The organism is Paraburkholderia sp. MM5384-R2 (genome assembly GCF_014201025.1).
Classification (GTDB): Bacteria; Pseudomonadota; Gammaproteobacteria; order Burkholderiales; family Burkholderiaceae; genus Paraburkholderia; species Paraburkholderia tuberum.
Genome location: NZ_JACHDI010000003.1, coordinates 122,886 through 149,583, shown reverse-complemented (window position 1 = coordinate 149,583; position 26,698 = coordinate 122,886). Strand labels below are relative to the sequence as shown.

The 26,698-nt window shown below is 65.0% G+C and carries 26 protein-coding genes; 11 read left to right on the top strand and 15 right to left on the bottom strand.

Annotated elements, in window-relative coordinates; genetic code table 11:
- Window positions 1–58: 58 nt before the first annotated feature.
- A complete protein-coding gene (locus tag HDG37_RS06825) occupies window positions 59–1,045 on the bottom strand; it encodes a LysR family transcriptional regulator (protein ID WP_184045548.1) in 987 nt (328 codons plus the stop codon).
- A gap of 158 nt (window positions 1,046–1,203) precedes the next feature.
- On the opposite strand from HDG37_RS06825, the gene ilvD reads away from it, so the two are divergent.
- Both ilvD and HDG37_RS06815 read left to right on the top strand, forming a co-directional pair.
- Window positions 1,204–2,877 (top strand): dihydroxy-acid dehydratase, encoded by a 1,674-nt coding sequence (gene ilvD / locus HDG37_RS06820; RefSeq protein ID WP_184045545.1) that lies wholly within the window; start codon window positions 1,204–1,206, stop codon window positions 2,875–2,877.
- A 147-nt stretch (window positions 2,878–3,024) separates the two neighbouring features.
- Window positions 3,025–3,363: a c-type cytochrome gene (locus HDG37_RS06815; RefSeq protein ID WP_184045543.1), complete on the top strand. Its 339-nt coding sequence runs from the start codon at window positions 3,025–3,027 to the stop codon at window positions 3,361–3,363.
- Window positions 3,364–3,387: 24 nt separating this feature from the next.
- Here HDG37_RS06815 and HDG37_RS06810 read toward each other — a convergent pair whose 3' ends face one another.
- The 3 genes from HDG37_RS06810 to HDG37_RS06800 all read right to left on the bottom strand — a co-directional run bounded on the left by HDG37_RS06810 (window position 3,388) and on the right by HDG37_RS06800 (window position 6,271).
- Window positions 3,388–4,206, bottom strand: coding sequence for a DUF2486 family protein (locus HDG37_RS06810; protein ID WP_184045541.1), 819 nt, complete (start codon window positions 4,204–4,206; stop codon window positions 3,388–3,390).
- Between the two features lie 84 nt (window positions 4,207–4,290).
- Window positions 4,291–4,707: a DNA polymerase III subunit chi gene (locus tag HDG37_RS06805; RefSeq protein WP_184045540.1), complete on the bottom strand. Its 417-nt coding sequence runs from the start codon at window positions 4,705–4,707 to the stop codon at window positions 4,291–4,293.
- A 52-nt stretch (window positions 4,708–4,759) separates the two neighbouring features.
- A complete protein-coding gene (locus HDG37_RS06800; protein WP_184045538.1) occupies window positions 4,760–6,271 on the bottom strand; it encodes a leucyl aminopeptidase in 1,512 nt (503 codons plus the stop codon).
- A 139-nt stretch (window positions 6,272–6,410) separates the two neighbouring features.
- Here HDG37_RS06800 and lptF point away from each other — a divergent pair, with 139 nt between their 5' ends.
- Genes lptF through HDG37_RS06785 form a run of 3 tightly spaced genes read left to right on the top strand, consistent with a single transcriptional unit; the run spans window position 6,411 to window position 9,079 of the window.
- The gene (gene lptF, locus HDG37_RS06795) at window positions 6,411–7,508 is read left to right on the top strand and encodes an LPS export ABC transporter permease LptF (protein ID WP_184021026.1); all 1,098 of its coding nucleotides are present in this window, start codon (window positions 6,411–6,413) and stop codon (window positions 7,506–7,508) included.
- A 3-nt stretch (window positions 7,509–7,511) separates the two neighbouring features.
- Window positions 7,512–8,660 carry an LPS export ABC transporter permease LptG gene (gene lptG / locus HDG37_RS06790; RefSeq protein WP_184045536.1) on the top strand — a complete coding sequence of 383 codons (1,149 nt, stop codon included), beginning with the start codon at window positions 7,512–7,514 and terminating at the stop codon, window positions 8,658–8,660.
- A 38-nt stretch (window positions 8,661–8,698) separates the two neighbouring features.
- The gene (locus tag HDG37_RS06785) at window positions 8,699–9,079 is read left to right on the top strand and encodes a sirohydrochlorin chelatase (RefSeq protein ID WP_018419678.1); all 381 of its coding nucleotides are present in this window, start codon (window positions 8,699–8,701) and stop codon (window positions 9,077–9,079) included.
- 57 nt (window positions 9,080–9,136) lie between these two features.
- On the opposite strand, the gene cobA is transcribed toward HDG37_RS06785, so the two are convergent.
- The 6 genes from cobA to HDG37_RS06755 all read right to left on the bottom strand — a co-directional run bounded on the left by cobA (window position 9,137) and on the right by HDG37_RS06755 (window position 15,368).
- Window positions 9,137–9,892 (bottom strand): uroporphyrinogen-III C-methyltransferase, encoded by a 756-nt coding sequence (cobA, locus tag HDG37_RS06780; RefSeq protein ID WP_184045979.1) that lies wholly within the window; start codon window positions 9,890–9,892, stop codon window positions 9,137–9,139.
- Between the two features lie 86 nt (window positions 9,893–9,978).
- Window positions 9,979–11,295 (bottom strand): sulfate adenylyltransferase subunit 1, encoded by a 1,317-nt coding sequence (locus HDG37_RS06775; protein WP_184045534.1) that lies wholly within the window; start codon window positions 11,293–11,295, stop codon window positions 9,979–9,981.
- A 24-nt stretch (window positions 11,296–11,319) separates the two neighbouring features.
- A complete protein-coding gene (gene cysD / locus HDG37_RS06770) occupies window positions 11,320–12,282 on the bottom strand; it encodes a sulfate adenylyltransferase subunit CysD (RefSeq protein WP_184045532.1) in 963 nt (320 codons plus the stop codon).
- Window positions 12,283–12,381: 99 nt separating this feature from the next.
- Window positions 12,382–13,128, bottom strand: coding sequence for a phosphoadenylyl-sulfate reductase (locus tag HDG37_RS06765; RefSeq protein ID WP_184045530.1), 747 nt, complete (start codon window positions 13,126–13,128; stop codon window positions 12,382–12,384).
- Window positions 13,125–13,667 (bottom strand): DUF934 domain-containing protein, encoded by a 543-nt coding sequence (locus HDG37_RS06760; RefSeq protein ID WP_184045528.1) that lies wholly within the window; start codon window positions 13,665–13,667, stop codon window positions 13,125–13,127. The genes HDG37_RS06765 and HDG37_RS06760 overlap by 4 nt, the downstream gene beginning before the upstream one ends.
- Window positions 13,668–13,688: 21 nt before the next feature.
- A complete protein-coding gene (locus tag HDG37_RS06755) occupies window positions 13,689–15,368 on the bottom strand; it encodes a nitrite/sulfite reductase (protein ID WP_184045526.1) in 1,680 nt (559 codons plus the stop codon).
- Between the two features lie 224 nt (window positions 15,369–15,592).
- Between HDG37_RS06755 and HDG37_RS06750 the strand changes: the two genes are divergently transcribed.
- The 6 genes from HDG37_RS06750 to HDG37_RS06725 all read left to right on the top strand — a co-directional run bounded on the left by HDG37_RS06750 (window position 15,593) and on the right by HDG37_RS06725 (window position 20,750).
- Entirely contained in the window at window positions 15,593–16,534 is a 942-nt protein-coding gene (locus HDG37_RS06750) for a CysB family HTH-type transcriptional regulator (protein WP_184045524.1), read from the top strand.
- A 39-nt stretch (window positions 16,535–16,573) separates the two neighbouring features.
- Window positions 16,574–17,743 carry an ABC transporter substrate-binding protein gene (locus HDG37_RS06745; RefSeq protein ID WP_184045522.1) on the top strand — a complete coding sequence of 390 codons (1,170 nt, stop codon included), beginning with the start codon at window positions 16,574–16,576 and terminating at the stop codon, window positions 17,741–17,743.
- 168 nt (window positions 17,744–17,911) lie between these two features.
- Window positions 17,912–18,451, top strand: coding sequence for a DUF302 domain-containing protein (locus HDG37_RS06740; RefSeq protein ID WP_260332784.1), 540 nt, complete (start codon window positions 17,912–17,914; stop codon window positions 18,449–18,451).
- A gap of 23 nt (window positions 18,452–18,474) precedes the next feature.
- Window positions 18,475–19,473 (top strand): zinc-dependent alcohol dehydrogenase family protein, encoded by a 999-nt coding sequence (locus HDG37_RS06735; RefSeq protein ID WP_184045520.1) that lies wholly within the window; start codon window positions 18,475–18,477, stop codon window positions 19,471–19,473.
- A gap of 90 nt (window positions 19,474–19,563) precedes the next feature.
- Window positions 19,564–20,328 carry a ParA family protein gene (locus tag HDG37_RS06730; RefSeq protein ID WP_090803391.1) on the top strand — a complete coding sequence of 255 codons (765 nt, stop codon included), beginning with the start codon at window positions 19,564–19,566 and terminating at the stop codon, window positions 20,326–20,328.
- 161 nt (window positions 20,329–20,489) lie between these two features.
- Window positions 20,490–20,750 carry a hypothetical protein gene (locus HDG37_RS06725; RefSeq protein ID WP_184045518.1) on the top strand — a complete coding sequence of 87 codons (261 nt, stop codon included), beginning with the start codon at window positions 20,490–20,492 and terminating at the stop codon, window positions 20,748–20,750.
- Window positions 20,751–20,792: 42 nt separating this feature from the next.
- Here the strand turns inward: HDG37_RS06725 and HDG37_RS06720 are convergent, their stop codons facing one another.
- The 5 genes from HDG37_RS06720 to HDG37_RS06700 form a co-directional block, all read right to left on the bottom strand.
- Window positions 20,793–21,944, bottom strand: coding sequence for a Gfo/Idh/MocA family protein (locus tag HDG37_RS06720; RefSeq protein ID WP_184045516.1), 1,152 nt, complete (start codon window positions 21,942–21,944; stop codon window positions 20,793–20,795).
- A 44-nt stretch (window positions 21,945–21,988) separates the two neighbouring features.
- Window positions 21,989–23,038 (bottom strand): sugar phosphate isomerase/epimerase, encoded by a 1,050-nt coding sequence (locus HDG37_RS06715; RefSeq protein ID WP_184045514.1) that lies wholly within the window; start codon window positions 23,036–23,038, stop codon window positions 21,989–21,991.
- Between the two features lie 67 nt (window positions 23,039–23,105).
- Complete coding sequence (locus tag HDG37_RS06710) at window positions 23,106–24,068, bottom strand: substrate-binding domain-containing protein (RefSeq protein WP_018419664.1); 963 nt, start codon at window positions 24,066–24,068, stop codon at window positions 23,106–23,108.
- A 148-nt stretch (window positions 24,069–24,216) separates the two neighbouring features.
- Window positions 24,217–25,230, bottom strand: coding sequence for an ABC transporter permease (locus HDG37_RS06705; RefSeq protein WP_184045512.1), 1,014 nt, complete (start codon window positions 25,228–25,230; stop codon window positions 24,217–24,219).
- Window positions 25,211–26,698 (bottom strand): sugar ABC transporter ATP-binding protein, encoded by a 1,488-nt coding sequence (locus HDG37_RS06700; RefSeq protein ID WP_184045510.1) that lies wholly within the window; start codon window positions 26,696–26,698, stop codon window positions 25,211–25,213. Before HDG37_RS06700 ends, HDG37_RS06705 begins: the two co-directional genes overlap by 20 nt.

The following is a 26,698-nucleotide window of genomic DNA, read 5'->3' as shown; positions in this document are numbered from 1 at the left end:
GTGTAGTTATGGGCAGTTCAGGTTCGAAAGCAGTTTTACAGGGAATCAGGAGCGGAATCTAGACATGCGACGCGACGCTCGCCGCATGCGCGCGCACGATGTCGATGAAGCCCGCCAGCACCGGGCTGACCTCGTCGCTGCGCCAGACGAGGCCCGTCTCGATCGCGGGCACCGACTCGGACAGCGGCCGGTACACGACGCCCGTGCGCCGCAGGTTACGCAACGATTGCGGCACCAGCGCGACGCCCATGCCGGCCGACACGAGACTCACGATGGTCTGCATCTGGATCGCCTCCTGGCCGATCCGTGGCGCGAGGCCAGCAACGCCGTAGCAATCCATAATGATGTCATAAAAGCCTGGCGCGAGACGCCTTGGGAAGATCACGAGCGGCGCGTCGGCGACATCGCGCAGGCTGACGGGCATGTCGAGCCATTCGGCGGCGGGGTCTTGGGCGGCGCTGCCCTTGCCGTATGCGTTCACGCTGCCCCGCAAGCCTTGCGCCATCTCCGTCGACATCGCGATCACGAGCGGCTCGCGCGCGATCGGCAGCCACGACAGCTGCGCCGCATGCCGCGACGGCAGCGGCGCGATCACCAGACCCGCGTCGATACGCCCAGCCACCAGTTCCTCGACCTGCACGTCGCTGGTCGCCTCGGTCAGTTCGAGCCGCACGCGCGGATGGCGCGCGCCGAAATCGCGCAGCAGCAGCGGCAGCAGGCCGTAATCCGCAGTCGACACGAACGCGAGCGACAGCACGCCCGCCTCGCCGCGCGCGAGGCTCTGCGCGAGCGGCCTGAGCCCTTCCGCGGCCGCGAGCAGCCGCTGCACCTCCGGCAACAGATCGGCGCCGACCGCCGTCAACTCGACCGAGCGCTTGGTGCGCGCGAACAGCTCGACGCCGAGCGTCTCCTCGAGCGCGCGGATCGCCTGCGACAGCGGCGGCTGCGTCATCGACAGACGCGCGGCCGCGCGCCCGAAGTGCTTTTCCTCGGCGACGGTGACGAAATAGCGCAACTGGCGCAGGTCGGGGATCGTCGGCAGCATGATTGATATATTTTACGACCTGAACAACCGCGAATAATACACACGACGCGTGTCACGCAAAACCGCCGGTTTGCACGGTCTGGCGGAACTACACTGAACGGATGCGCGCGCGCACGCCGCCGCGCGCTTTCATCAGAACAGCCAGACTGGAGCTCCCCATGGCCTACAACCGTCGTTCGAAGAACATCACGCAAGGCATCGCGCGTTCACCGAATCGCTCGATGTACTACGCGCTCGGCTACCAGAAGGAGGATTTCGACAAACCGATGATCGGCGTCGCCAACGGCCACTCGACGATTACGCCGTGCAACGCCGGCCTGCAGCGTCTCGCCGACGCGGCCGTCACCGCGATCAGGCGCGCCGACGCGAACCCGCAGACCTTCGGCACGCCGACGATCTCGGACGGCATGTCGATGGGCACCGAGGGCATGAAGTACTCGCTCGTGTCGCGCGAGGTGATCGCCGATTGCATCGAGACCTGCGTGCAAGGGCAATGGATGGACGGCGTGGTCGTGATCGGCGGCTGCGACAAGAACATGCCGGGCGGCATGATCGGCCTCGCGCGCATGAACGTGCCGGGCATCTACGTGTACGGCGGCACGATCCGGCCGGGCAACTGGAAAGGCACCGATCTGACGATCGTGTCGTCGTTCGAGGCGGTCGGCGAATTCACGGCGGGCCGCATGTCGCAGGAGGATTTCGAGGGCATCGAGAAAAATGCGTGTCCGTCGACCGGTTCGTGCGGCGGCATGTACACGGCCAATACGATGAGCTCGTCGTTCGAGGCGCTCGGCATGTCGCTCATGTATTCGTCGACGATGGCGAATCCCGACCAGGAGAAGGTCGACTCGGCCGCCGAATCGGCGCGTGTGCTCGTCGAAGCCGTCAAGAAGGATCTGAAGCCGCGCGACATCATCACGAAGCAGTCGATCGAAAACGCGGTTGCCTTGATCATGGCGACCGGCGGCTCGACCAACGCGGTGCTGCACTACCTGGCGATCGCGCACGCGGCCGAGATCGAATGGACGATCGAGGACTTCGAGCGCATGCGCAAAAAAGTGCCGGTGATCTGCAACCTGAAACCGTCGGGCCAGTACGTCGCCACCGATCTGCACAAGGCGGGCGGCATTCCGCAGGTGCTGAAGATCCTGCTCGACGCCGGGCTTGTGCACGGCGATTGCATGACGATCACCGGCAAAACGATCGCCGAGGAGTTGAAGGACGTACCAGCCAAGCCGCGCAGCGATCAGCAGGTGATCTTCCCGATCGACAAGGCGCTCTACGCCGAAGGCCATCTCGCGATCCTGAAGGGCAATCTGGCCGAAGACGGCGCGGTCGCCAAGATCACCGGGCTCAAGAACCCGGTCATCACGGGCCCGGCGCGCGTATTCGACGACGAGCAGAGCGCGCTCGAAGCGATCCTCGCCGACAAGATCGTCGCCGGCGACGTCGTCGTGCTGCGCTATCTTGGCCCGAAGGGCGGCCCCGGCATGCCGGAAATGCTCGCGCCGACCTCGGCGATCATCGGCAAGGGGCTCGGCGAATCGGTCGGGCTCATCACCGACGGCCGCTTCTCGGGCGGCACCTGGGGCATGGTGGTTGGGCACGTCGCACCGGAGGCGTTCGTCGGCGGCACGATCGCGCTCGTGCAGGAAGGCGATTCGATCACGATCGACGCGCACCAGCTGCTGCTGCAACTGAACATCGACGATGCCGAGCTGCAGCGCCGCCGCACCGCATGGCAGGCGCCGAAGCCGCGCTACACACGCGGCGTGATGGCCAAGTATTTCGCGCTCGCGCAGCCGGCGAATCGAGGGGCGGTGACGGGGTAATGACCACGGCCGGCGCGGCCCGCCCCGACAGCGATAACCCGCCGCCACGTTACGCGAAAACGCAAGGGGCGCACGAAAATCCGTGCGCCCCTTTGCTCTTATAATGCGTGCACCACGAGCCGGGCATCTGCACTGGCGGAGACCATAATGAAATCGATGTCGTACGCAGCCGTGGCAGCCACTGTTGCGCTCGCCGCCGCATTGAGCGCCGCCAGTCCCGCAGCCCGTGCCGAAACAGCCGGGCTCGCGCTCGCCCAGCAGAAGAACTGCATGAGCTGCCACTCGGTCACTCGCCCGTTCATGGGGCCGGCGCTGCACGACGTTGCAGCCCGCTATGCGGGACGCAACGACGCCGTCTCCTATCTGAAGCGCAAGATCCTCGATGGCGGCACCGGCGTATGGGGAACCGTGCCGATGCCCGCGAACACGCAACTGACTCCCGATCAGGCGGCCACGCTGGCGGCTTGGGTGCTGACGCTCAAATAACGGCGCTCTCAGGTCACCGCGGCGTCAACGCGAGCGCCGCGCGATTTCTTCTTCCACCGCTTCACGTACCCAATCGGTCATCTCGGCTTCGAGCGTCTGCGCGACCTCGCGCGTGATCTGACTCACGAGCAGACTCGTGTGCTGCTGCACTGCATCGCGGCAGCGCGCCTCGATGATGCCGCGCCCCTCGCCCGTCAGAAAACGCTGGAAGCGTCCGTGCAAACGTGCGGCGAGCGCGTCGGCATCGGGTGTGGGCTGAGCGGGAGCGGCTTCGTGCGCGCCTTCATGGTCGATATCCGGCGGCACGGTCGCGCCGGCTTCGAGCGGTATGAAGGGCTCGGTACGATCGAACACGCCGGGCGACACCTCCACGTCCTCACGCAAGTCGTCATGCCCATGTCGCACATGAATGCCGTGATGCGGCCGTGCGTGTTTTCTCGGGTGCGTGTGATCAGCCACGTGCGGCTGATGAAGCTCGGTCTGCGCGGGAGGCTCATGCTCCGCCGCATGCGCGGCTTCTCGCGTCGGCATCGGCTCCGGCACGAGCACGGGCTCCGGCGAACTCAGTTGCTCGGGCGTGGGCACCGGTTGGGGCGCGAGTACCGGCTCGGGCGCCAGCGTCGGGTCGGCTCGATGCGCGGGCGGTGGCACGAACGCGGGCTCCGTGCGGGAAGCGGGCTCGGGCACCGCCGCCGGTTGCGCGACGGCTGGGGTTGCGGGCTCGGCGCCCGGCTGGGATGCAGGCGCGGCGGCATCGGTCGACGCCTCGCGCGTCTCGCGCGCGCGGCCCGGCACGAGGACCTCGTTCAGGACCGGAATCGAATTGTCGTGGGGATCGGACACGTGCGCTCTCCGTGTTTGAGTCGAAGCCAGGGCAGGCGGTCCGCATGCCGCGTTCCTCGCGGCCATGACGCGCAGCGCAACGAACTAGCCGCCCTGCTTGTAGTTGTTCAAAGCATAGCCGCGATCGCGATAGAAGCGATAGCGCTCGCGGCCCGCAGCGAGTTCCTCGTGTGCGTTACCGACCACTTCGAGCAATCTTTCGAAGCGCGCGAACTGCGCCGGCACCGTTGCGCCCAGATTGAGCAGCACCAGATGATGCGGCACGTCGTCGAGATTCGTGGCCAGCACGACGGGCGTGTCGGGGGCAAGCGACGTGCCCGCCATGCAGTGCGGCACGAAGTCGAGCGGCGAGAAGGTCCACAGCATTTCGTCGAAGGCGCGCAGGCGCGCGGGCTCGGCCAGCACGACGAGCGGCTGGCCCGCCAGATACGCCTTGCGCACGAGGCGACACGCGTACAGCAGCGAATCGCCGACGTTCGAGTGAAAGTCGATTCTCGTCATCGGCCGCTCCGCGCCGCTTGCCGCGCGCCGTGCGCGCGCTTACCGCACTGCGTCATTGGCCGGCGCGGTCGATCAGGAACTGCGCGAGCAGCGGCACCGGACGGCCCGTCGCGCCCTTCGCGGTGCCGCTCTTCCACGCGGTGCCGGCGATGTCGAGATGCGCCCACGGGTACGAATCCGTGAAACGCGACAGGAAGCACGCGGCCGTCACGCTGCCCGCCGGACGCCCGCCGATATTCGCGACGTCCGCGAAGTTCGACTTCAGCTGGTCCTGGTACTCGTCGTCGAGCGGCAGGCGCCATGCCGGGTCGGCCGCTTCGCGCGACGCGTCGAGCAGTTCGCCCGCGAGCGCGTCGTCCTTCGAGAACAGGCCGCTGTTGTGATGGCCGAGCGCGATGATGCAGGCGCCCGTCAGCGTCGCGATGTCGATGACCGCGGCCGGCTTGAAGCGCTCCGCGTAGGTGAGCGCGTCGCACAGAATCAGGCGGCCCTCGGCGTCGGTGTTCAGCACCTCGATCGTGAGGCCCTTCATGCTGGTGACGACGTCGCCCGGCTTGGTGGCCATGCCCGACGGCATGTTCTCGACGGCCGGAATGATGCCGACCACGTTGATCTTCAGGCCCATCTCGGCGACCGCGCGTAGCGTGCCGAGCACCGAGCCCGCGCCGCACATGTCGTATTTCATCTCGTCCATGCCCTCGCCCGGCTTCAGCGAGATGCCGCCCGTGTCGAACGTGACGCCCTTGCCGACCAGCACGACCGGCGCGGCCTTCGCGGCGGCGCCCTGGTACTGCAGCACGATGAACTGCGCCGGCTCGACCGCGCCCGCGGTGACCGACAGGAACGAGCCCATCTTCAGCGCTTCACACTGTTTCTCGCCGAGCACCTCGACCTTCAGCTTCCAGTCTTTCGCGAGCTTCTTCGCGGTGTTCGCCAGATAGGTCGGCGTGCAGACGTTGCTCGGCAAATTGCCGAGCTCGCGCGTCAGGTCCATGCCGTTGGCGAGCGCGGCGCCCTGCCTGGCGGCGAGCTTGGCGGCCTTCTCGTCACCGGTGTTGACGCTGAACACGATGCGCTTCAACGCGCGCGGCGTGTTGTCCGGCTTGCTCTTCATTTGCGTGAAGCGGTAGGTCAGCTCGCGCAGCGCGAGGATCGCGGCGCGCACACACCAGTCGGCCGTGCGTTCGAGCACCGGCAGTTGCGCGAGCGTGAACGTGACCTGCACGATCTTCGTGCCGAGCAGCGCGCGCCATGCGGCGCGGACCGCCTCGCCGTAGGCTTTCTGACTGAAAGCGTCCTGTTTGCCGAGCCCGACGAGCAGCACGCGCGACGCGCCGATGCCCGACACCTCGTGCAGGAACAGCGTGGTACCCGCCTTGCCGTCCATGTCGCCCGCCTTGATGACGCGCGTGAGCAGGCCCTTGGTGGCCGCGTCGATCTCCAGCGCGGCGCCCGACAGCGTTTGCGACTCGAACACACCGATCACGATGCAATCGGATTTCCCGGTCAGGAAACCGTTCGTCGAGCCTTTGGTCCAATCACAGGCTTTTATGCTAAAGTCCATCGCGCTTGTCCTCGGATAAAATCTGGGCTTAGGATGAAAGCCGCAATTATCCGCTATTTTTCCCGCGGCGGCTGCACCGGAGGCGTGACGGGAACGAACACCCCCGCGTCGCCGTGAGCGCCCCCTCTCGTCATCAACAATGATCTTTGAACGCTCCCTCCAGCGCGAGCTCGCGTACACGGCTGGCGCCGTGTTCATGGTTCTCCTCACGCTCGTGCTGACGACGATGATGATCCGCATCGTCGGCTTCGCGGCCTCGGGCGAGGTCGACCCGCGCGACGTGCTGGTCCTGATCGGCCTCACCGTGATCGGCTATCTGGCCATCATGCTCGTCGCGACGCTGTTCGTGTCGATCCTGTTCGTGCTCACGCGCTGGTACAAGGACTCCGAGATGGTCGTGTGGCTGTCCTCGGGCGTCAGTCTCACGCAATTCATCAAGCCGATCGGCATTTTCGCCACGCCGATCATCATCCTGATCATGTTCTTCGTGTTCGTCGGCTGGCCGTGGTCGAACCAGCAGAGCAAGCTGATCCGCGCGCGCTTCCAGCAGCGCGACGAAGTTTCGCTGCTCGCGCCGGGGCAGTTCCGCGAATCGCCGACCACGCACCGCGTGTTCTTCATCGAGAAGATGTCGCCCGACCAGGGGCATGTGGAAAACGTGTTCGTGACGAGCACCGAAGGCGGCAAGGTCAACGTCGTGGTGTCGAAGAACGGCCACATCGAGACGCACAAGAACGGCGACCGCTTCGTCGTGCTGGAAAACGGCCGCCGCTACGACGGCGAACCGGGCCACCCCGATTTCCGCATCATGGAGTTCGCGCGCTACGGCGTGAAGATCCAGAGCCAGCCGGTCGTCAATACGCCGACCACCACCGGCTTGCCGACGCTCACGCTGCTGCGCAATCCCACTAAAGAGAACCTCGCCGAATTCGCGTGGCGCGCGGGTCTTCCGTTGATCGCGATCAACCTGATGCTGCTCGCCATTCCGCTCGCGCACCAGAACCCGCGGCGCAGCCGCACGATCAACCTCGTGATGGCCGTGTTGATCTACCTCACTTATTCGAATCTGCTGAACGTCGTGCAGGCGTGGATCGAGCAGGGCAAGATGTCGTTCGGCGTCGGGCTCGTGATCCTGCACGTGATCGTGCTCGGGATCGTCGCGTTCATCTTCTGGATGCGGGTGCGCAACCGGCCGCTATTTACGCGCGCCATGTTCAGCCGTTCGCAGGGAGCCTGAGCGATGCGCATTTATGAAAGGTATTTCGCGCGTCAGATCTATCTCACGTTCGTGTTCATCCTGTTTGCATTTTCAGGTCTGTTCTTCTTCTTCGACCTGATCAACGAACTGAACTCGGTCGGCCACGGCAACTACAAGTTTCAGTACGCGGTGCTGCGCGTCGCGCTGCAAACGCCGTCGCGTTTCTACGAAATCATTCCGGTCGCGGCGCTGATCAGCGCGATCTACGTGTTCGCGCAGATGGCGGCGAACTCCGAATACACGATCTTCCGCGTATCAGGCCTCGCGACGAATCAGGCGCTGCGCTCGCTGCTGAAGATCGGCATTCCGCTCGTGATCGTCACCTATCTGATCGGCGAAGTGGTCGGCCCGTATACGGATCAGCTCTCCGAGCGCGTGCGGCTCGAGGCGCTCGGCTCGTCGGTGTCGAGCAACTTCCAGTCGGGCGTGTGGGTCAAGGACACGTTGACCGAGCGCGCCGACGGCGAGCAGGTCACGCGCTTCGTCAACGTCGGCGAGCTGAAGCCCGACGCGACGATCAGCAACGTGCGCATCTACGAGTTCGATTCGAAGTTCCGCCTGTCGAACATTCGCATCGCGAAGAGCGGCCGCTATCAGCCGCCGGGCCACTGGCTGCTGACCGGCGTGACCGATACGCAACTGCTCGACGTGGCCCCCGCTCCGGGTACGCCGGCAGATGCGCTCAATCCGGTCTATCGCGCGAAGCAGGTCACGCTGCCCGAGTATTCGCTGCGCTCGGAGCTGACGCCGCAGATCCTGTCGGTGCTGCTGGTGTCGCCGGACCGGATGTCGATGTTCAATCTGTTCCGCTATATCCAGCATCTGACCGAAAACCATCAGGACACGCAGCGCTATGAAATCGCGCTGTGGCGCAAGGTGCTGTATCCGTTCGCGGTGTTCGTGATGCTGGTGCTGTCGCTGCCGTTCGCGTATCTGCATACGCGCGCGGGCGTGGTCGGCATGAAGGTATTCGGCGGCATCATGCTCGGCATGAGCTTCCAGCTGTTCAACACGCTGTTCTCGCATATCGGCACGCTCAATACGTGGCCCGCGCCGTTGACCGCGGCGACACCTGGGCTCGTCTACCTCGTGCTGGGGCTCGTCGGGTTGAAGTGGGTCGACCGGCACTAACGCCAGTGCGTTGAGGGGCATCGTCAGGAGCTGATGCGATGGCTATGCACGGACTGATTCTGTTTGGCCACGGCGCGCGCGATGCGCGCTGGCGCGAGCCGTTCGAACGGCTCGCCGACAAGCTGCGCGCCGCGCGCGCGGCGACGGGCGAAGCTCCTGCGGTTACGCTCGCCTTTCTCGAACTGATGGAACCCGACCTGCCGACGGCCGTCGCGCAACTCGTCACGCAAGGCTGCGATGCGATCACCGTGGTGCCGGTGTTCTTCGGGCAAGGCGGTCATGTCCGCAAGGATTTGCCCGCGATTGTCGATCATTGCCGCGCCGCGCATCCCGGTGTGGAGATTCGCTGCGCGGTGGCAGTCGGCGAGGATGATTCGGTGCTGGATGCGCTCGCGCAGTATTGCTTGCGGCAGCTCTGATTTTTTCGTTCTGGTTGCTCAGATTCGCCGCTCTCGGGTCGGCCCTGCCGAGGATATTCAGGCCGCGACCAGCATCCCGTTCGACGCGCGCTTCGCCTCGGTCTGCCGCGCCGCGAACGCCTCGCCGATCATCAACAGACTCGGCTGCGACGCATCGACCCACCGCTGCGCTTCGCCGGCCGCAAGATCTTCCAATGTCAGCGTCAGCATGCGTTCGCGCTGCGTGCTGCACGCCTCGACGATCGCCACGGGCGTGGTCGCGGGCTTGCCAGCATCGATCAGTTGCTGCGCGATCTCGACGCCGCTGTCGCGGCCCATGTAGAACACCAGCGAATCGGCGTTGACCTGCTCGCGAATCTCGTCCGAACCGGGCGCGCGGCTGAACGTCGCGAGCGCGACGCTGCGCGACACGCCGCGCAGCGTCAGCGAACGCTTCAGCGTGGCCGCGCTCGCCAGCGCGGCGGTGATGCCCGGCACGACCTCATACTCGATGCCCGCGGCTTCGAGCGCGCGCATCTCTTCGTCGGCTCGGCCGAACAGCATCGGATCGCCGCCCTTCAAACGCACGACCACGTCGTGCTCCAAAGCCGCATCGACGATCTGCTTGTTGATGAACTGTTGGGCCGTCGATAGCTGGCCGCAGCGCTTGCCGACCGCAATGCGCTTCGCGCGCGCGGGCGCGTAGTCGAGCATCGCCGCCTCGACCAGCGCATCGTGCAGCACGACGTCGGCGGCGCCGAGCAGCCGCGCGCCGCGCACCGTAATCAGGTCCGCGGCACCGGGTCCCGCGCCGATCAGATAAACCTTACCCATTGACATCAACCTGTTCGTTGGAGCGTACGCGGCGGCGCGTTGCGCCGCCTGTGTGGCCCGTCCGTCGCCTGCTAGCCTTGCCGTGCTCAGGCGGAAAACGCGCGGATCATGCCGGCGGCGACCGTGTGGTTCGTCGCCTCGTCGATCAGCACGAACGCGCCGGTGCCCTGATGCGAGTCGTACGCGTCGCACACGAGCGGCTTCTGCAAGGTCAGCGCGACACGACCGATATCGTTCATCGCCAGTTCCTTGCGATCGGTCGCCTGCGACAGCGTATGGACGTCGAGCACTTCCCTGATCGCGCCGATCTTCGCGAACACCGTGCTGGTGGTCTGCTTCAGCAGATACTTGCGCTGCGTCGACAGCGGCGCGTCGTCGAACCAGCAGAGGTCCGCTTCGAGCTTCTTCGCCGGCTCCGGCGCCGCTTCGCGCAGCACGAAGGTGTCGCCGCGCGACACGTCGACGTCTTCGGTGAGACGGATCGTCACTGTCTGACCGGCGAACGCACGGTCCACCTGCGCGGTGCCGCCGACCACCGGCGCGATGATCTCCGCCACGGTCGCTTCGCGGTTGGCCGGCAGCACGACGATCGTGTCGCCGAGCTTCACTTCGCCCGATTCGACCCGGCCCATGTAGCCGCGGAAATCGTCGGCCCGGCTGCCGTCCTGGCGCGCGACCCACTGCACTGGAAAGCGCAGCGCCTCGCCGTTCGCGGTTTCGACCGGCAGCGCTTCGAGCACGTCGAGTAGAGGCTCGCCCGCATACCACGGCATGCGCTCGCTCGCCGTGACGATGTTGTCGCCCTTCAGCGCCGACACCGGCACGAAGCGCACGTCCTGCAGACCGAGGTGACGCGCGAGTTCGACGTAGGCGTCACGGATCTCGTTGAAGCGCGCTTCGCTGTAGTCGACGAGGTCCATCTTGTTGATCGCGACGATCACGTGCTGCAGACCGAGCAGCTTGACGATCGCGCTATGACGCTTGGTTTGCGGCAGCAGTTGCGCGACGCCGTTTTCGAACGTCACGCGCGTCGCGTCGACGAGAATGATCGCCGCATGCGCGGTCGACGCGCCCGTCACCATGTTGCGCGTGTACTGCTCATGGCCCGGCGTATCGGCGATGATGAACTTACGCTTGGCGGTGGCGAAGTAGCGGTAGGCGACGTCGATCGTGATGCCCTGCTCGCGCTCGGCTTCGAGGCCGTCGGTCAACAGCGACAGATCGATTTCATCGCCGACGGTGCGCTTGTTCTTCGCGCGCGACAGCGCCGAGAGCTGGTCGCTCAATACAGCCTTGCTGTCGTACAGCAGGCGGCCGATCAGCGTGCTCTTGCCGTCGTCGACGCTGCCCGCGGTGATGAAACGCAGCACGCCGAGGTCTTCTGGTTGATGAATACTGCTCATGGTTGCATTGCCCTCGTCGTGTGCTTAGAAATAACCCTGCTTCTTGCGCTGCTCCATCGCCGCTTCCGACACCTGGTCGTCCATCCGCGTCGCGCCGCGCTCCGTGATTTCGGTGACGGCCGTCTCGGCGATGATCTTCTCGACGTCGTCCGCGTCGCTTTCGACCGGGCACGTGCAGCTGATGTCGCCGACCGTGCGGAAACGCACGAGCGCCTGTTCGCTCGTCTCACCCTCGCGCATCGGCGTGAGCGGCGTGACCGGCACGAGCAGGCCGTTGCGGCGCACGATCTCGCGCTGGTGCGCGTAGTAGATCGACGGCAGTTCGAGCTGTTCACGCGCGATGTATTGCCACACGTCGAGCTCGGTCCAGTTCGAGATCGGGAACACGCGCATGTGTTCGCCGTTGTGCAGACGCGCGTTGTACAGACTCCACAGTTCCGGGCGCTGCGCCTTCGGGTCCCACTGGCCGAATTCGTCACGGAACGAGAAGATGCGCTCTTTCGCGCGGGCCTTTTCCTCGTCGCGGCGCGCGCCGCCGATCATCGCGGTGTAACCGTACTGCTCGATGGTTTCGAGCAGCGTCACCGCCTGCGCGGCATTGCGCGAATCCGTTTCGCGACGCAGACGCACGGTGCCGCGCTTGATCGAATCTTCAACATGGCCGACCACCAGTTCCGCGCCGATCTGTTGCGCGCGACGATCGCGGAAGCCGATCACTTCGTCGTAGTTGTGGCCCGTGTCGATATGCACGAGCGGGAACGGTAGCTGCGTTTTGCGGTTCGCACCGAGGCCGAACGCCTTCAGTGCGAGCGCGAGCACCACGACGGAATCCTTGCCGCCCGAAAACAGCAGCGCCGGCTTGCTGCATTCGGCGACCAGTTCGCGCAGGATGTGAATCGACTCGGCTTCGAGCCAATCGAGGTGATCCATCCGGTTGACCGTGTTGGCAAGCGGAGCGTTGACAGTGGAATCGAGCGTGGTGCTCATAGCGGGTCCTTCGTTGGTTCGTCCGGCAAGCGCTTCTCGCACGGGCGAAAATATTCAGATCGGTTTCGGCGATAATGCGCCGCAAGCTCGGTACGGCGCTCAGGCCGACGCGTTTTCGTTGCGCTCGACCGCAATCGGAGTAATCGCCGTGATATGCAAGCCGCATTCCTTCGTATCGCGCGACTCCCACCACCAGCGCCCCGCCCGGCTGTCTTCGCCGGGGCGGATCGCACGCGTACACGGCTCGCAGCCGATGCTCGGATAACCGCGCGCATGCAGCGGATTGACCGGCACGTCGAACGCACTAAGATAATCCCAGACTTCGGCTTCGGTCCAGTCCGCGAGTGGATTGAACTTGGCGATGTTGCGCGCGTCGTCGTGCTCTTCCTCGTGCAGCTCGGCACGCGTGACCGATTGCTCGCGACGCTGCCCGGTCACCCAGGCGCTGACCTCGGCAAGCGCGCGACTGAGCGGCTCGACCTTGCGGATCTCGCAGCAGCGCTTGCGCAGCTCGACGCTTTCGTAGAATGCGTTCAGGCCGTGCCCGTTCACATACTGCTCGACCGCGGCCGCCTGCGGATGAAACTGCTCGATGTCGTAGCCGTATCGCTCTTTCACGCGGTCGAGCATGCCGAGCGTTTCCGCATGCAGACGCCCCGTGTTCAGCGAAAAGATGCCGATCTTCACGCCGCGCGACAGGATCGCATGCGTGAGCAGCATATCTTCGGCCGCGAGGCTGCTCGCGAGCTTCACGTTCGCGTGACGCGCGGCGATCGAGTCGAGCAGCGCGTCGAGACGCTCGACCTTCGCTGCGAGCTCCGGGCTCAACGATTGGGCGGCGCTCATGCCGGGACCTTGGCGGCGCCAGCCTGCGCGGCACGGCGGCGGAACAGCGGCGACGTGTCCACGGCGCCCTGGTACTGCACGCTAAAGTCGTCGAACGCTTTCAACGCGTCGTTGATGTCCTTGTCGGCGCGCAGTGCATACGCGTCGAAGCCGCAGCGGAACATGAACGTGATCTGGTCGCGCAGCACGTCGCCGATCGCGCGCAGTTCGCCCTTGTAGCCATAGCGCTCGCGCAGCAGACGGCCGATGCTGTAGCCGCGGCCGTCGCGGAACACCGGGAAGTCCACGGCGATCAGCGCGAGCTTGTCGAAGTCGCCGGCGATATCCGCCGGTTCATTATCCGGCGCGAGCCATACGCCGATGTCGGCGGCGCTACGCGCAGCGACGAGCGCTTCACGCTCGGCCTGCCACAGCGCCAGCGGCACGATGACCTTGCCGGCCGGCAGTTCGCTCACTGCCGGCAAAGCGCCGTCTTCCGCGGCACGCACGACGCTCCAGTCGTCGTTGACGATCGCGCGATTCTTGATGATTGAAGCCATCTGTTCAGTATCCTTTCGCGGTTACGCGTGAGCCGGTTGACGCGCGGCGTACACGCGCTCCTTGAACGGCGCGATGCCGATGCGGGTGTACGTATCGATGAAACGCTCGCCTTCCTGGCGGTTTTCCACGAACGTATCGATCACCTTCGTCATCACGTCGGGCATTTCCTCGGCCGAGAACGACGGGCCGATCACACGGCCAAGGTGAGCGCCGGTCGCGCCGGTGCCCTGCTCGCCGCCGAGCGTCACCTGGTACCACTCGGAGCCGTCCTTGTCGACGCCCAGAATGCCGATGTTGCCGACGTGATGGTGACCGCACGCGTTGATGCAGCCCGAGATGTTCAGCGACACGTCGCCGAGGTCGTACACGTAGTCGAGATCGTTGAAACGTTCCTGGATCGCGAGCGCGATCGGAATCGACTTCGCATTCGCGAGCGAGCAGAAGTCACCGCCCGGGCACGAGATGATGTCGGTCAACAAGCCGATGTTCGGCGTCGCGAAACCCTGCGCCTTGGCCTTTTCCCACAGCGCGAACAGGTCGCGCTTCCTGACGTCGGCGAGGATCAGGTTCTGTTCGTGCGACACGCGGACCTTGCCGAACGAGTATTCGTCGGCCCAGTCGGCGACCGCGTCCATCTGCACGTCCGTCGCGTCGCCCGGCGCAACCGTGGTCGGCTTCAGCGACAGCGTGACCGACGCGTAGCCCGACACCTTGTGCGGACGCACGTTACGCTCGACCCAGCGCGCGAACGCGCGGTTTTCCAGCAGATGCTTTTCGAACGACGTATCGGTGTCCGGCAGCTTGTCGTAAGCGGGCGGCGCGAAGTATTGCGTCACGCGATCGACTTCGGCCTGCGTGAGCGTCGACGGGCCGTCCTTCAGGTGCTGCCACTCTTCTTCGACCTGCGCGGCGAACTTCTCCGGCGAGAGCGCCTTCACCAGAATCTTGATACGCGCCTTGTACATGTTGTCGCGGCGGCCGTAGCGGTTGTACACACGCAACACGGCTTCGCTATAGGTCAGCAGGTGCTGCCACGGCAGATCGCGGCGGATCACCGCGCCGACGATCGGCGTGCGGCCCAGACCACCACCGGCGAGGATGTCGGCCACCAGTTCGCCCTGCTCGTTCTTGCGCAGATACACGCCCATGTCGTGGATCTGCACGGCCGCGCGGTCTTCCTTCGAACCCGACACCGCGATCTTGAACTTGCGCGGCAGCCACGCGAATTCGGGGTGGAACGTCGACCATTGACGCAGGATTTCGGCCCACGGACGCGGATCGACGACTTCGTCGGGCGCGACGCCGGCGAATTGATCGGCGGTGATGTTGCGGATGCAGTTGCCCGAGGTCTGAATGCCGTGCATCTGCACCGAGGCGAGCTTGCGCAGAATCTCCGGCGTTTCTTCGAGCTTGATCCAGTTGTACTGGATGTTCGAACGCGTCGAGAAATGGCCGTAGCCGCGGTCGTGTTCGCGCGCGATCTGCGCGAGCACGCGCATCTGGTCGCTGCGCAAGTTGCCGTACGGAATCGCGATGCGGTGCATGTACGCGTGGCGCTGATAGTACAGGCCGTTCTGCAGGCGCAGCGGACGGAATTCCTCTTCGCTCAATTCGCCCGACAAGCGGCGGCGAACCTGATCGGCGTACTGCGCGACCCGTTCATCGACGATGGTCTGGTCGTACTGATCGTATTGGTACATTCGGGGGCCCCAATTTTTTCGAAACTTGTGACACGCGACCGTCCGGATCGGCCGCGGCTTGAATACCGTCTTTGTCAGCTAGCGCAAGCGAGCGTTTAGACCCATCGCTCATTTGCTTATAACAAATACAGATATCCATATTGAAAAAGATGGACAGATCGTAATAAACTCGCCTTATATTTCAAACGACTAAAAAATTCTTTTTATATGCGGCGAGGTTATATATGAACCTGCACCAATTCCGCTTCGTCCGCGAGGCTGTGCGGCAGAACTTCAACCTCACCGAAGCGGCGAAGGCGTTGTTTACCAGCCAGCCGGGCGTCTCGAAGGCGATCATCGAGCTGGAGGACGAACTTGGCGTCGAAATCTTCACCCGCCACGGCAAGCGCGTGCGCTCGCTGACCGAGCCGGGCCGCATCATATTGCAATCGATCGAAAAAATCCTGCAGGAAGTGGAAAGCCTGAGGCGGGTCGGCAAGGACTTCGCGGCGCAGGACCAAGGCAATCTGACGATCGCCGCCACCCACACGCAGGCGCGCTACTCGCTGCCCGCGGCGATCGCGGAGTTCAAGAAGCGCTTTCCGAAGGTTCACCTTTCAATTCTGCAAGGCAGCCCGACCCAGGTCGCCGAAATGGTGCTGCACGACCAGGCCGACCTCGCGATCGCGACCGAGGCGATCTCGAACTACAAGGATCTGGTGTCGCTGCCCTGCTTCCAGTGGCACCACGTCGCGGTGATGCAGCCCGACCATCCGCTGCTCGAGCGCAAGCTGCTGTCGCTCGACGACCTGACCCAGTACCCGCTGATTACGTACGACAACGCGTTCGCCGGCCGCACCAAGATCAACGAAGCGTTCCGCCTGCGCGGTCTGCATCCGGACATCGTGCTCGAGGCGATCGACGCCGACGTGATCAAGACCTACGTCGAGCTGGGCCTCGGCGTCGGCATCATGGCCGACATCGCCTTCAACGCCGAGCGCGACCGCCATTTGCGCGCGATGCCGGTCGGCCATCTGTTCGGCAGCAACGTGACGCGCGTCGCGCTGAAACAGGGCGCGTATCTGCGCAGCTACGTGTACACGCTCGTCGAGCTGCTGTCGCCGAGCCTGACCCGCAAGCTGATCGAGCAGGCGCTGAAGGGCGAACACGAAACCTATGAGCTTTGAACCGCTTCCATACCGCTCTCTCGCTACGGAGACCTTCCGATGAAGTTGCATAACAATAAAGTACGCAACACCCTGCGCGGCCTCGCGGCCGCGGCGCTGCTCGTCGCCGGCGCGGCGCACGCCGACCTGAAAGTCGGCATCGATCTGTCGTACACCGGACCGGCCGCCGTGATCGGCATCACGAGCAAGAACGCGATGCTGATGTGGCCGCAGACGATCGCCGGCCAGAAAGCCGACTACATCTTCCTCGACGACGCGTCCGACCCCGGCAACGCCGTGCGCAACATCCGCAAGCTGATCGACGAGGACCACGTCGACGTGATCGTCGGCCCGAACATCACGCCGGCCGCGATGGCCGCGCTCGATCCGGTCGCCGACAGCCAGACGCCGATGATCACGCTGATCGGCTCGGCCGTCGTCGTCGAGCCGCAGGAAGGCAAAAAGATCTGGGCCTACAAGATGGCGCAGACCGATAGCGCGATGGCCGACGTGATGACGCGCTACATGTCGAACCACGACGTGAAGACGGTCGGCTTCATCGGTTTCGCGGATGGCTACGGCGAAAGCTGGCTCAACGAGTTCCGCAAGTTCGCTGCGCTGCGCCATATCCAGCTGGTCGCGACCGAGCGCTACAACCGCACCGACGCGAGCGTGACCGGCCAGATCCTGAAGCTGATGGCCGCGAAGCCCGACGCGATCCTGATCGCCGGTGCGGGCACCCCAACGGTACTGCCGCAGCGCACGCTGATCGAGCGCGGCTACAAGGGCCCGATCTATCAGACGCATGGCATCGCGACGCCGGAGTTCATCAAGCTCGGCGGTAAAGACGTGGAAGGCACGCTGTTCCCGACGCAACCGGTCGTCGTCGCGCGCACGCTGCCGGCCGATCATCCGTCGAAGAAGGCGGCGCTCGCGTTCGTCGACGCGTACGAGGCGAAGTACGGCCCCGGCAGCGTCACGCAGTTCGCGGGCGACGCGGCCGGCGTGTACCCGCGCCTGCGGGACGCCGTCGCGCGCGCGTTGAAGACCGCGCAGCCGGGTACGCCGGCGTTTCGCGTCGCGTTGCGCGACGAGCTCGAACACGCGCATGAGCTGGTGGTGCCGAACGGGGTCGTCAATACGAGCCCGAAGGATCACGTCGGTCTCGATCAGCGGGCGAGCGTGATGGGCACCATCAAGAATGGCAAGTTTGTTTACCTGAGCCAGTAATCTGGCATCGGGGCGCCGATCAGGCGCCCCTGACGGCGGCTTCGCGAATGTGGAAGCAGCCGTTCGTGCAGCGGGCACCCCATCCGCTTCCATTCGCCTTTCGGTAGAACTTCCCTCACAGCGCGTCCGCACGATCAGCCACACCGCGCCAGCGAATGCCTACACTGCATGGATCCGCTTCTCCGTTGGCGCATTGCACGCACGCGACGCATGCTGCGTCTCGGTCAACGCGTTGCCCGTGACGCAGACCTGATCACGCGAACGCTGCCGGAGCACAACATCCGCACGGGAGGCATGATGGCCACCGCTTCGATCGCAGAGAACGCCAGCGCTGGCATCGTCACCGTTGCAAGCACCCATACGGGCGACGCGACCGCCGAGCGTCTTCAAACCTTGATTCTGGAGCGAGGGCTGACGGTTTTCGCGTGCATCGATTTCAGCGGTGACGCTGGGCGCGAGGGACTGTCGATGCCGTTCAGCCGGCTCCTGATCTTCGGCAATCCCAAAGCCGGTACACCGCTGATGCAACTCGCGCCGACCGCCGCGCTCGATCTTCCTTTGAAGGTGCTCGTCTGGGAGGACGCGGACGGCCGTGCGTGGCTATCGTTCAACTCGACGGCCTATCTTCGTGAGCGGCATGGTCTGCCGGACGACTTGATGAAGCCGGTGAGCGGTGTGGCCGCCCTCGTCGATGCGGCCGCGCGGTAACGCGTCGAACCAAGGAGACCGTTATGTCCATGCACGCTCTGATCCTCAGCCAATACAACGGCCCGCTCGAATACACGACGCTGCCTCGCCCGGAACCCGCTGCCGGCCAGGTCCTGGTGCGCGTCGCCGCGAGCGGCCCCAATCCGCTCGACATCAAGATTCGCGCGGGCGAGGCCGCGCACGCGCAACACCCGTTGCCGCTCGTCCTCGGTATCGACCTCGCGGGCACGGTGGAGGCGCTCGGCGATGGCGTCGGCGGGTTCGCTGTCGGCGACAACGTGTATGGCATGACCGGCGGCGTCGGCGGCATCCAGGGGTCACTCGCCGAGTACGCCGCGGTCGATGCCGCCCTGCTCGCCCATGCGCCGCGCAATCTGTCGATGCGCGAGGCCGCCGCGTTGCCGCTCGCGTTCATCACGTCGTATGCGGGTATCGTCGATCGCGCGCATCTGCAAGGCGGAACCAAAGTGCTGGTCCAGGGTGGCGCCGGAGGGGTCGGCCACATCGCCGTGCAACTGGCGCGCGCGCTCGGCGCCGACGTCTATGCAACCGCAAGCGCACACAATGCCGAGCTGGTTCGGCGGCTCGGCGCGACACCGATCGACTACCGCGCGCAGACGGTCGAACAGTATGTGGCGAGTTTGACCGATGGCGAAGGATTCGATCTGGTCGTCGATACGGTAGGGGGGGCCTCGCTCGATGCGTCGTTTGCCGCGGTCCGGCACTTCGGGCATGTGGTCAGTGCGCTTGGCTGGGGGACGCATGCGCTTGCGCCGCTGTCGTTTCGTGAAGCCAGCTATTCAGGGATCTTCACGCTGTATCCGTTGCTGACCGGTCGATATCGCGCGCACCTCGGCGAGATGATGCGCGAAGCGACGCGGCTCGTGGAAAGCGGCGCGCTCGCGCCCGTGGTCGATGACACACGGTTCGATTTGCGCAGCGCGGATGAGGCCTATCAGCTCGTTGCCAGTGGGACTGGACGTGTGAAGGTGGTGGTCGACGTGGATACCGTGCAACGCTGACCCGGTCACGAACAACCCATCGAAATCAGCGCCGTCACCCGACTCAGGTATGCTGGGCCCTTTGTAACCGCTTCCGTTCAAGGGGAGACCATGCGGCGCGTTGTATTCAATCAGAAAGGTGGCGTAGGCAAATCGACCATCGTCTGCAACCTGGCGGCCATCAGCGCGAGCGAAGGGCTGCGCACGCTGGTGATCGACCTCGATGCCCAGGCGAATTCGACCCAGTACCTGCTCGGCGCCCAGGCGAGCGAGGTCAACCCCACTGTCGCGGGCTTCTTCGAAACCGCGCTCGGCTTCAGCTTCAAACCCGTGGAAGCGACCTCGTTCATCCATCCGACGCGCTTCGAGAATCTCGACGTGATGCCCGCCCATCCGGACCTCGACACGCTGCACGGCAAGCTCGAATCGCGCTACAAGATCTACAAGCTGCGCGACGCGCTGAACGAACTCGACATGTACGACGCGATTTACATCGACACGCCGCCCGCGCTGAACTTCTACACGCGCTCGGCGCTGATCGCCGTCGAGCGTTGTCTGATTCCGTTCGACTGCGACGACTTCTCGCGTCGCGCGCTCTACACGCTGCTCGAAAACGTCAAGGAGATCCAGCAGGATCACAACGACGCGCTGCAGGTGGAGGGCATCGTCATCAACCAGTTCCAGCCTCGCGCGAGCCTGCCGCAGAAGCTCGTCGACGAACTGATCGGCGAAGGCTTGCCGGTGCTGGGGTCGCGCTTGTCATCGTCGGTGAAGATCCGTGAGTCGCATCAGCTGGCGACACCCGTCATTCATCTCGATCCGGGGCATAAGCTCGCGCAGGAGTATCGGGCGTTGCATCGGGAGCTGAGCGAGTAAGCCGGAGCGCGGCGCCGAAGCGCGAGCGCGAGCCACCCTTCTCCGCTGTCGCTGAGCGGGTCGTGGTTCATCGCGTGTTTTCGTCCATAGTCCCCAACCGCATACCGTCGGCAAAATTGTTAAAGTAACGCTCTCGTCAATCAGCCGCCGCAGTCCCCATCATGCGCACCACCCGAGCCATCCACGCCGTCGAGCGCCTGAAAACGCGCAGCGGCAACCCGCGCTTCGCCGCGATCAGTCTGTCCGGCGGCCTGTTCTATCTGGTCGACAAATCGAGCGGAGTCGACCAGAAAGTGTCCGACCCGCTGACGCTCGACGACTTCGTCAAGTTCGTCGACGCGTACGGCCCGCAGAAGCCGCGCAAGGCCAGCAAGCTCGATATCGCGTTCGAAGCGCAGATCAAGAAAAGCAAGGGCGGTTGACGCCCCGGCAGCTTCGCCGACCTGGCGTTTTGTTGCAACGCTTCATGCCCCTTCCATCTGCACCCACCGCCCATCCGCCGCACTGCTTTTCAGCACCGCCTCGATAAACCGCAAACCGTCGACGCCATCATCGACCGTCGTCAACAGCAGGCTCTCGGCTGGCGGCGCGCGACCATCGTTCAACGCATCGATCTGCAACGCCGCATCCTGGTACAACTGCGCGAACGCTTCCAGATAGCCTTCCGGATGCCCGGCCGGCACGCGCGTCGCATGCGCGGCAACCTGACTTTTCACCCGAGCGCGCGTCAATCGTTCGGCAGCGCCGCCCAACGGCGTGAACCACAAGGCGTTCGGCTCCTCCTGATCGAACGCGAGTCCCGCCTTCGTGCCATACACGCGCAAGCGCAGCGCGTTCTCCGCGCCGCTCGCCACCTGGCTCGCCCACAACATGCCGCGCGCGCCGTTCGCATAACGCAGCATCGCCTGCACGTGATCGTCGACACGACGCCCCGGTACGAACGTGTGCAACTCGGCCGACAGCGCGCGCGGCATCATCCCCGTCACGAAAGCGGCCAGTTGATACGCGTGCGTGCCGATATCGCCGAGGCACCCGGCCGGCCCCGCCAACGCCGGATCGGTGCGCCAGCCCGCCTGCCTGTTCGCGCCGCCTGTTTCGACCGGCTCGGCGAGCCAGTCCTGCGCATATTCGACCTGCACGACGCGAATCTCGCCCAGTTCGCCACGTTCGACCAGCTCGCGCGCATGCCGCACGAGCGGGTAGCCCGAATAGGTATGCGTCAATGCAAACAGCCGCTTTTTTGACTGCGCGAGCTTCGCGAGCGCTTCGCCTTCGGCGAGCGAAACCGCGAGCGGCTTGTCGCAGATCACGTGGATACCGGCTTCGAGAAACGCCGTCGCGACCGGCGCGTGCAGATGATTCGGCGTGACGATCGCGACCGCGTCGATGCCATCCTCGCGCGCGGCCTCGGCGCGCGCCATCTCGCGCCAATCCGCGTAGCTGCGCGCGATGCCCGCTTCGACGGCGCTCGCCCGCGCGCGCTCGGAATCGGACGACAACGCGCCCGCCACCAGTTCGAAACGATCGTCGAGCCGCGCGGCGATCCGATGCACGGCGCCAATGAACGCGCCCTGCCCGCCGCCGACCATCCCCAGCCTGAGCCTTCTTCGCTGCATTGTTTGCGCTCCCATGTGTTGCGTCGGCTGTCACCGCCCGGCCGTCAGATGCCGAGCACGCTTTTTAACTGCGCGGTATCGACACCGCTTCCCGCGAAGTCATCGAACGCACGCCCGGCCACGCGGATGATGTGCCGGCGAATGAACTCCGCGCCTTCGCGCGCGCCGTCGTGCGGATGCTTCAATGCGCATTCCCATTCGAGCACGGCCCAGCCCGGAAAATCGAACTGCGCCAGCTTCGAGAAGATCGCGCCGAAGTCGATCTGCCCATCGCCGAGCGAGCGAAACCGCCCCGCGCGTTCGACCCAGCCGCTGTAGCCGCCGTACACGCCCTGCTTGCCGGTCGGACGAAACTCCGCGTCCTTCACATGAAACGCCTTGATGCGCTCGTGGTAGATATCGATGAACGCGAGATAGTCGAGCTGTTGCAGCACGAAGTGGCTCGGATCGTACAGGATGTTCGCGCGCGGATGCTGATCGACCGCCGCGAGAAAGCGCTCGAACGTCACGCCGTCGTGGAGGTCTTCGCCCGGATGCAGTTCGTAGCAGACATCGACGCCGGCCGCGTCGAACGCATCGAGAATCGGCGTCCAGCGGCGCGCGAGCTCTTCGAACGCGGCTTCGACGAGACCGGCCGGCCGCTGCGGCCACGGGTACAGATACGGCCACGCGAGCGCGCCCGAAAACGACACGTGCGTGCTCAGGCCCAAACGACGCGACGCCTGCGCCGCGAGCTTCATCTGCGCGATCGCCCATTCGGTGCGCGCCGCCGGATTGCCGCGCACCTGCGGCGCGGCGAAGCCGTCGAACAGCGTGTCGTAAGCCGGATGCACGGCGACCAGTTGCCCTTGCAGATGGGTCGATAGTTCGGTGATCGCGACGCCCGCGTTGTCGACGCTCTCGCGCAGTTCGTCGCAATACGCGTCGCTCGCGGCCGCCTTGTCGAGATCGATCAGGCGCGGGTCGCACGGCACCTGGATGCCCTTGAAGCCGAGACCCGCGGCCCAATCCGCGAGATGCGCGAGGTTGTCGAACGGCACGTCGTCGCCCACGAACTGCGCGAGAAAAATCGCCGGCCCTTTGATGGTTTTCATCGTACGGTTCCTCGAACTTTGCGCGCGGGCCGCGCCCGCGCGTGCTAGACGATGCTCGGCGCGCCGCTCAGAACGGCGAGTCGGGGAAATAGAACTGCTGGGCGTTTTCCTTCGTGATCAGCACCGACGGAATGATCGTGGTCGCCGGCAGCTTGTCGCCTTTCAGCCGCGCTTCGGCCGTCAGCTTGATCGCGTCGTAGATGAATTTCGGCGAGTACGACACGTCGGCCTTGATCATCGGCGCGCCGTCCATCACGTTCTTCACCATGCCCTTCGAGCCCGCGCCGCCGAACACGATCTTGATGTCGTTGCGCTTCGCCTGATCGATCGCCTTCAGCACGCCGACCGCCATGTCGTCGTCGGCGGCCCATACGGCGTCGATGTGCTTGAAGCGCGTCAGGTAGTCCTGCATCACCTTGAACGCGTCGTCGCGATTCCAGTTCGCGTACTTCGCATCGAGAATCTTGATGTCCGGATAGTTTTTCATCACGCCGGTGAAGGCGGTCCAGCGCTCGTTGTCGAGCGTGGTCGGAATGCCGCGCAGCGCGACGACGTTGCCCTTGCCGTCGAGCGCCTTCGCCAGGTACTCGGCCGGAATCTTGCCGAACGCGGTGTTGTCGCCGGCCACGTAGGCGTCCTGCGCGCTCGTGTTCGTCAGGCCGCGATCGACCACCGTCACGTACACGCCTTTCTTCTTCACCTGCTCGACCGGCTGTGTCAGCGTCGCCGATTCGTACGGGAAGATCACGAGCGCGTTGATCTTGTTGACCGTCACGAGATCCTGCAACTGGTTCGCCTGCTCGGGCGCGTTGGCGGCCGTTTTCACGATCACTTTCAGATCCGGATGCGCCTTCTCGAGATCCGCCTTCGCCTTGTTCGCCCACCAGACGATGCCGCCGGTGAAGCCGTGATCGGCCGTCGGAATCGCGACGCCCAGCGTGACCTTGTCGTCGGCGCGCGCCGCGCCGCTCGTGCCCAGTATCCCCAACGCCAGCACGCCGGCGCCGATCGCTCGAATGACTTGCTTCATGGTGTGTGTCTCCAATCATGAGGCGTTCGCTCGCCTCGATTTTTCGGACCTGCCGTTGGTTTACCGCGCCTGCTTTGCTACGCCTGCTTCGCTGCGATTTGTTCAGCGCGCTTTTTTCACCGCGCTCGCGCCGCCTGGAAGTGCGCGGCTAGCGCCGCCCACGCTGCACGAACGCGACGAAAATAATCACGACGCCCTGCACCGCCGCGTTCAGATACACGCTGATGATGCTGGTCAGGTTCAGGATGTTCGCGATCACCGACAGCAGGATCGCGCCGATCACGGTGCCGATTACGCGCCCCTCGCCGCCCTTGAGCGCGGTGCCGCCGACCACCACCGACGCGATCGCTTCGAGCTCCCACAACAGGCCCGTGGTCGGCGTGGCGGAGCCGAGGCGCGGCACGTAGAGCACGGTGGCCACGCCCACGCAAATCCCCAGCAGCACATAAGTGACGATCTTCACCGTATCGACGCGAATCGCCGCATAACGCGCGACCTGTTCGTTCGAACCGATCGCCTGCACATGCCGGCCGAACGCGGTGCGATTGAGGATCAGCGCGCCGCCGGCCGCGACCACGAGAAACACCCAGATCGGCACCGGCACGCCGAACAGGCTCGCGTAATAGACGGGACCGTAGAGGTCCGATAGAGAATCATTGAGCGTCAGCGCGCCGCCATCGGCCAGCCATGTCAGCACTGCGCGAAAAATCCCGAGCGTGCCCAGGGTGACGATGAACGGCTCGATGCGCCCTTTGGTGATCAACAGCCCATGCGCGCAGCCGAACAGCGCGCCGAGCACGAACGCCGCGACGATGCCGATCGTCACGATCACGAGCGGCGGCAACGCATGACCGGCGGCGCCCGCCGCGAGCCCGTTCATCAGCCAGATCATGATGCCCGCGATCAGCGCGGCCATCGAGCCGACCGACAGATCGATGCCGCCCGAGATGATCACGAAGGTCATGCCGACCGCGATGATGCCGATGAACGACGTGCGCGTCAGCACGTTCATCAGGTTGTCGAGCGTCGCAAAGTCGCGATTGAGCAGCGTGCCGACGATGCACAGCACGATCAGCCCGGCGAGCGGCCCGAGCGTGTAGAGCCGCTGCGCGACGCGCAGCGCGCGCCGTGATTGCACGGCTTCAGTGGGTGCCGGTCGCATGAGCGATCAACTCCTGTTCAGTCAGATGCTCGAGCGTCAGCGTCGCTTGCAGATGTCCCGCGCGCATGACGGCGACGCGATGGCACAAGCCGATCAACTCGATCAGTTCGGATGAAATGACGATCACCGCGCGGCCCTGCGCGGCGAGACGATGAATCAGGAAGTAGATGTCGCGTTTCGCGCCCACGTCGACGCCGCGCGTCGGCTCGTCGAGCACGATCACGTTCGGGTCGGGCTGCAGGAACTTCGCAAGCGCGAGCTTCTGCTGGTTGCCGCCCGACAGCATGCGCGCGCGGCTCGACAGGTCGCCGGTACGAATGCCGAATTCGCCGACGGCCTTCTGCAAGGCCGCGCGCCCCGCTTTCATGTCGAGCAGCGGGTGCGCGTAGCGTTCGAGCGTCATCAGCGTGACGTTGTCCTGCAGGCTCAGGTCGACGTGCAGACCCTTGCCCTTACGGTCCTCGCTCAGATACGTGAGACCGTGGCGCATCGCGTCGCGCGGGTTCTTCAGATCGACTGCCCGGCCGGCGATTTCAATCGTGCCGCCCGTGCGTTTGCGCAAGCCGAGGATCGCCTCGAACGCCTCGGTGCGGCCCGCGCCGACGAGGCCCGCGAAACCGAGCACTTCGCCCGCGCGCACCTCGAAGCTCAGATCCTCGACCCAGTCGGGCACCGTCAGGCCGTTCACACGTAACGCGATCGGCGTGTCGGCGGGCACCGTCTGCTTGTCGGGGAACATGTCGGACACGTCGCGCCCGACCATCAGGTTCGCCATCTGCTGACGCGCGAGCCCCGCGGTTTCACCGCGCGCGACGAAGCGGCCATCGCGCATCACGATCACTTCGTCGGTGATGCGCTCCACTTCATCGAGCTTGTGCGAGATGTAGACGATCGTCACGCCATCGGCCTTGAGCTTCAGCATCAGCGCGAAGAGCCGTTCGGTCTCGGCGGGCGTCAGGGTCGCGGTCGGCTCGTCCATGATCAGGAGACGCGCACGGCGCGACAGCGCCTTCGCGATCTCGACCATCTGCTTTTCCGCGACGATCAGCTCGCGCACCTTCGTGTCCGGCGCGCGCTCGAGCCCGACCTGCGCGAGATAGCGCGCGGCGTCGCTGCGCATCGCGGCATCGTCGACTAACCAGCCGCGGCGCTTCTCGTGACCGAGGTACATGTTCTGCGCGATCGTCAGATGCTCGGCGAGGTTGAACTCCTGGTGGATCAGCACGATGCCCTGCGCCTCGGCGTCGCGTGAGCCGGCGAAGCGCTGCGCGTGGCCGTCGACCAGCACGCTGCCTGACGTTGCCGTTTCATAGCCGGCGAGGATTTTCATCAGCGTCGACTTGCCCGCGCCGTTCTCGCCGAGCAGACCGTAGATGCGGCCGGGTGCGAGTTCGAAGCTCACGCCGTGCAGCACGCGCACGGGCCCGAAGTCCTTGCGGATGTCGTCGAAACGGATCGCGAGGCTCAT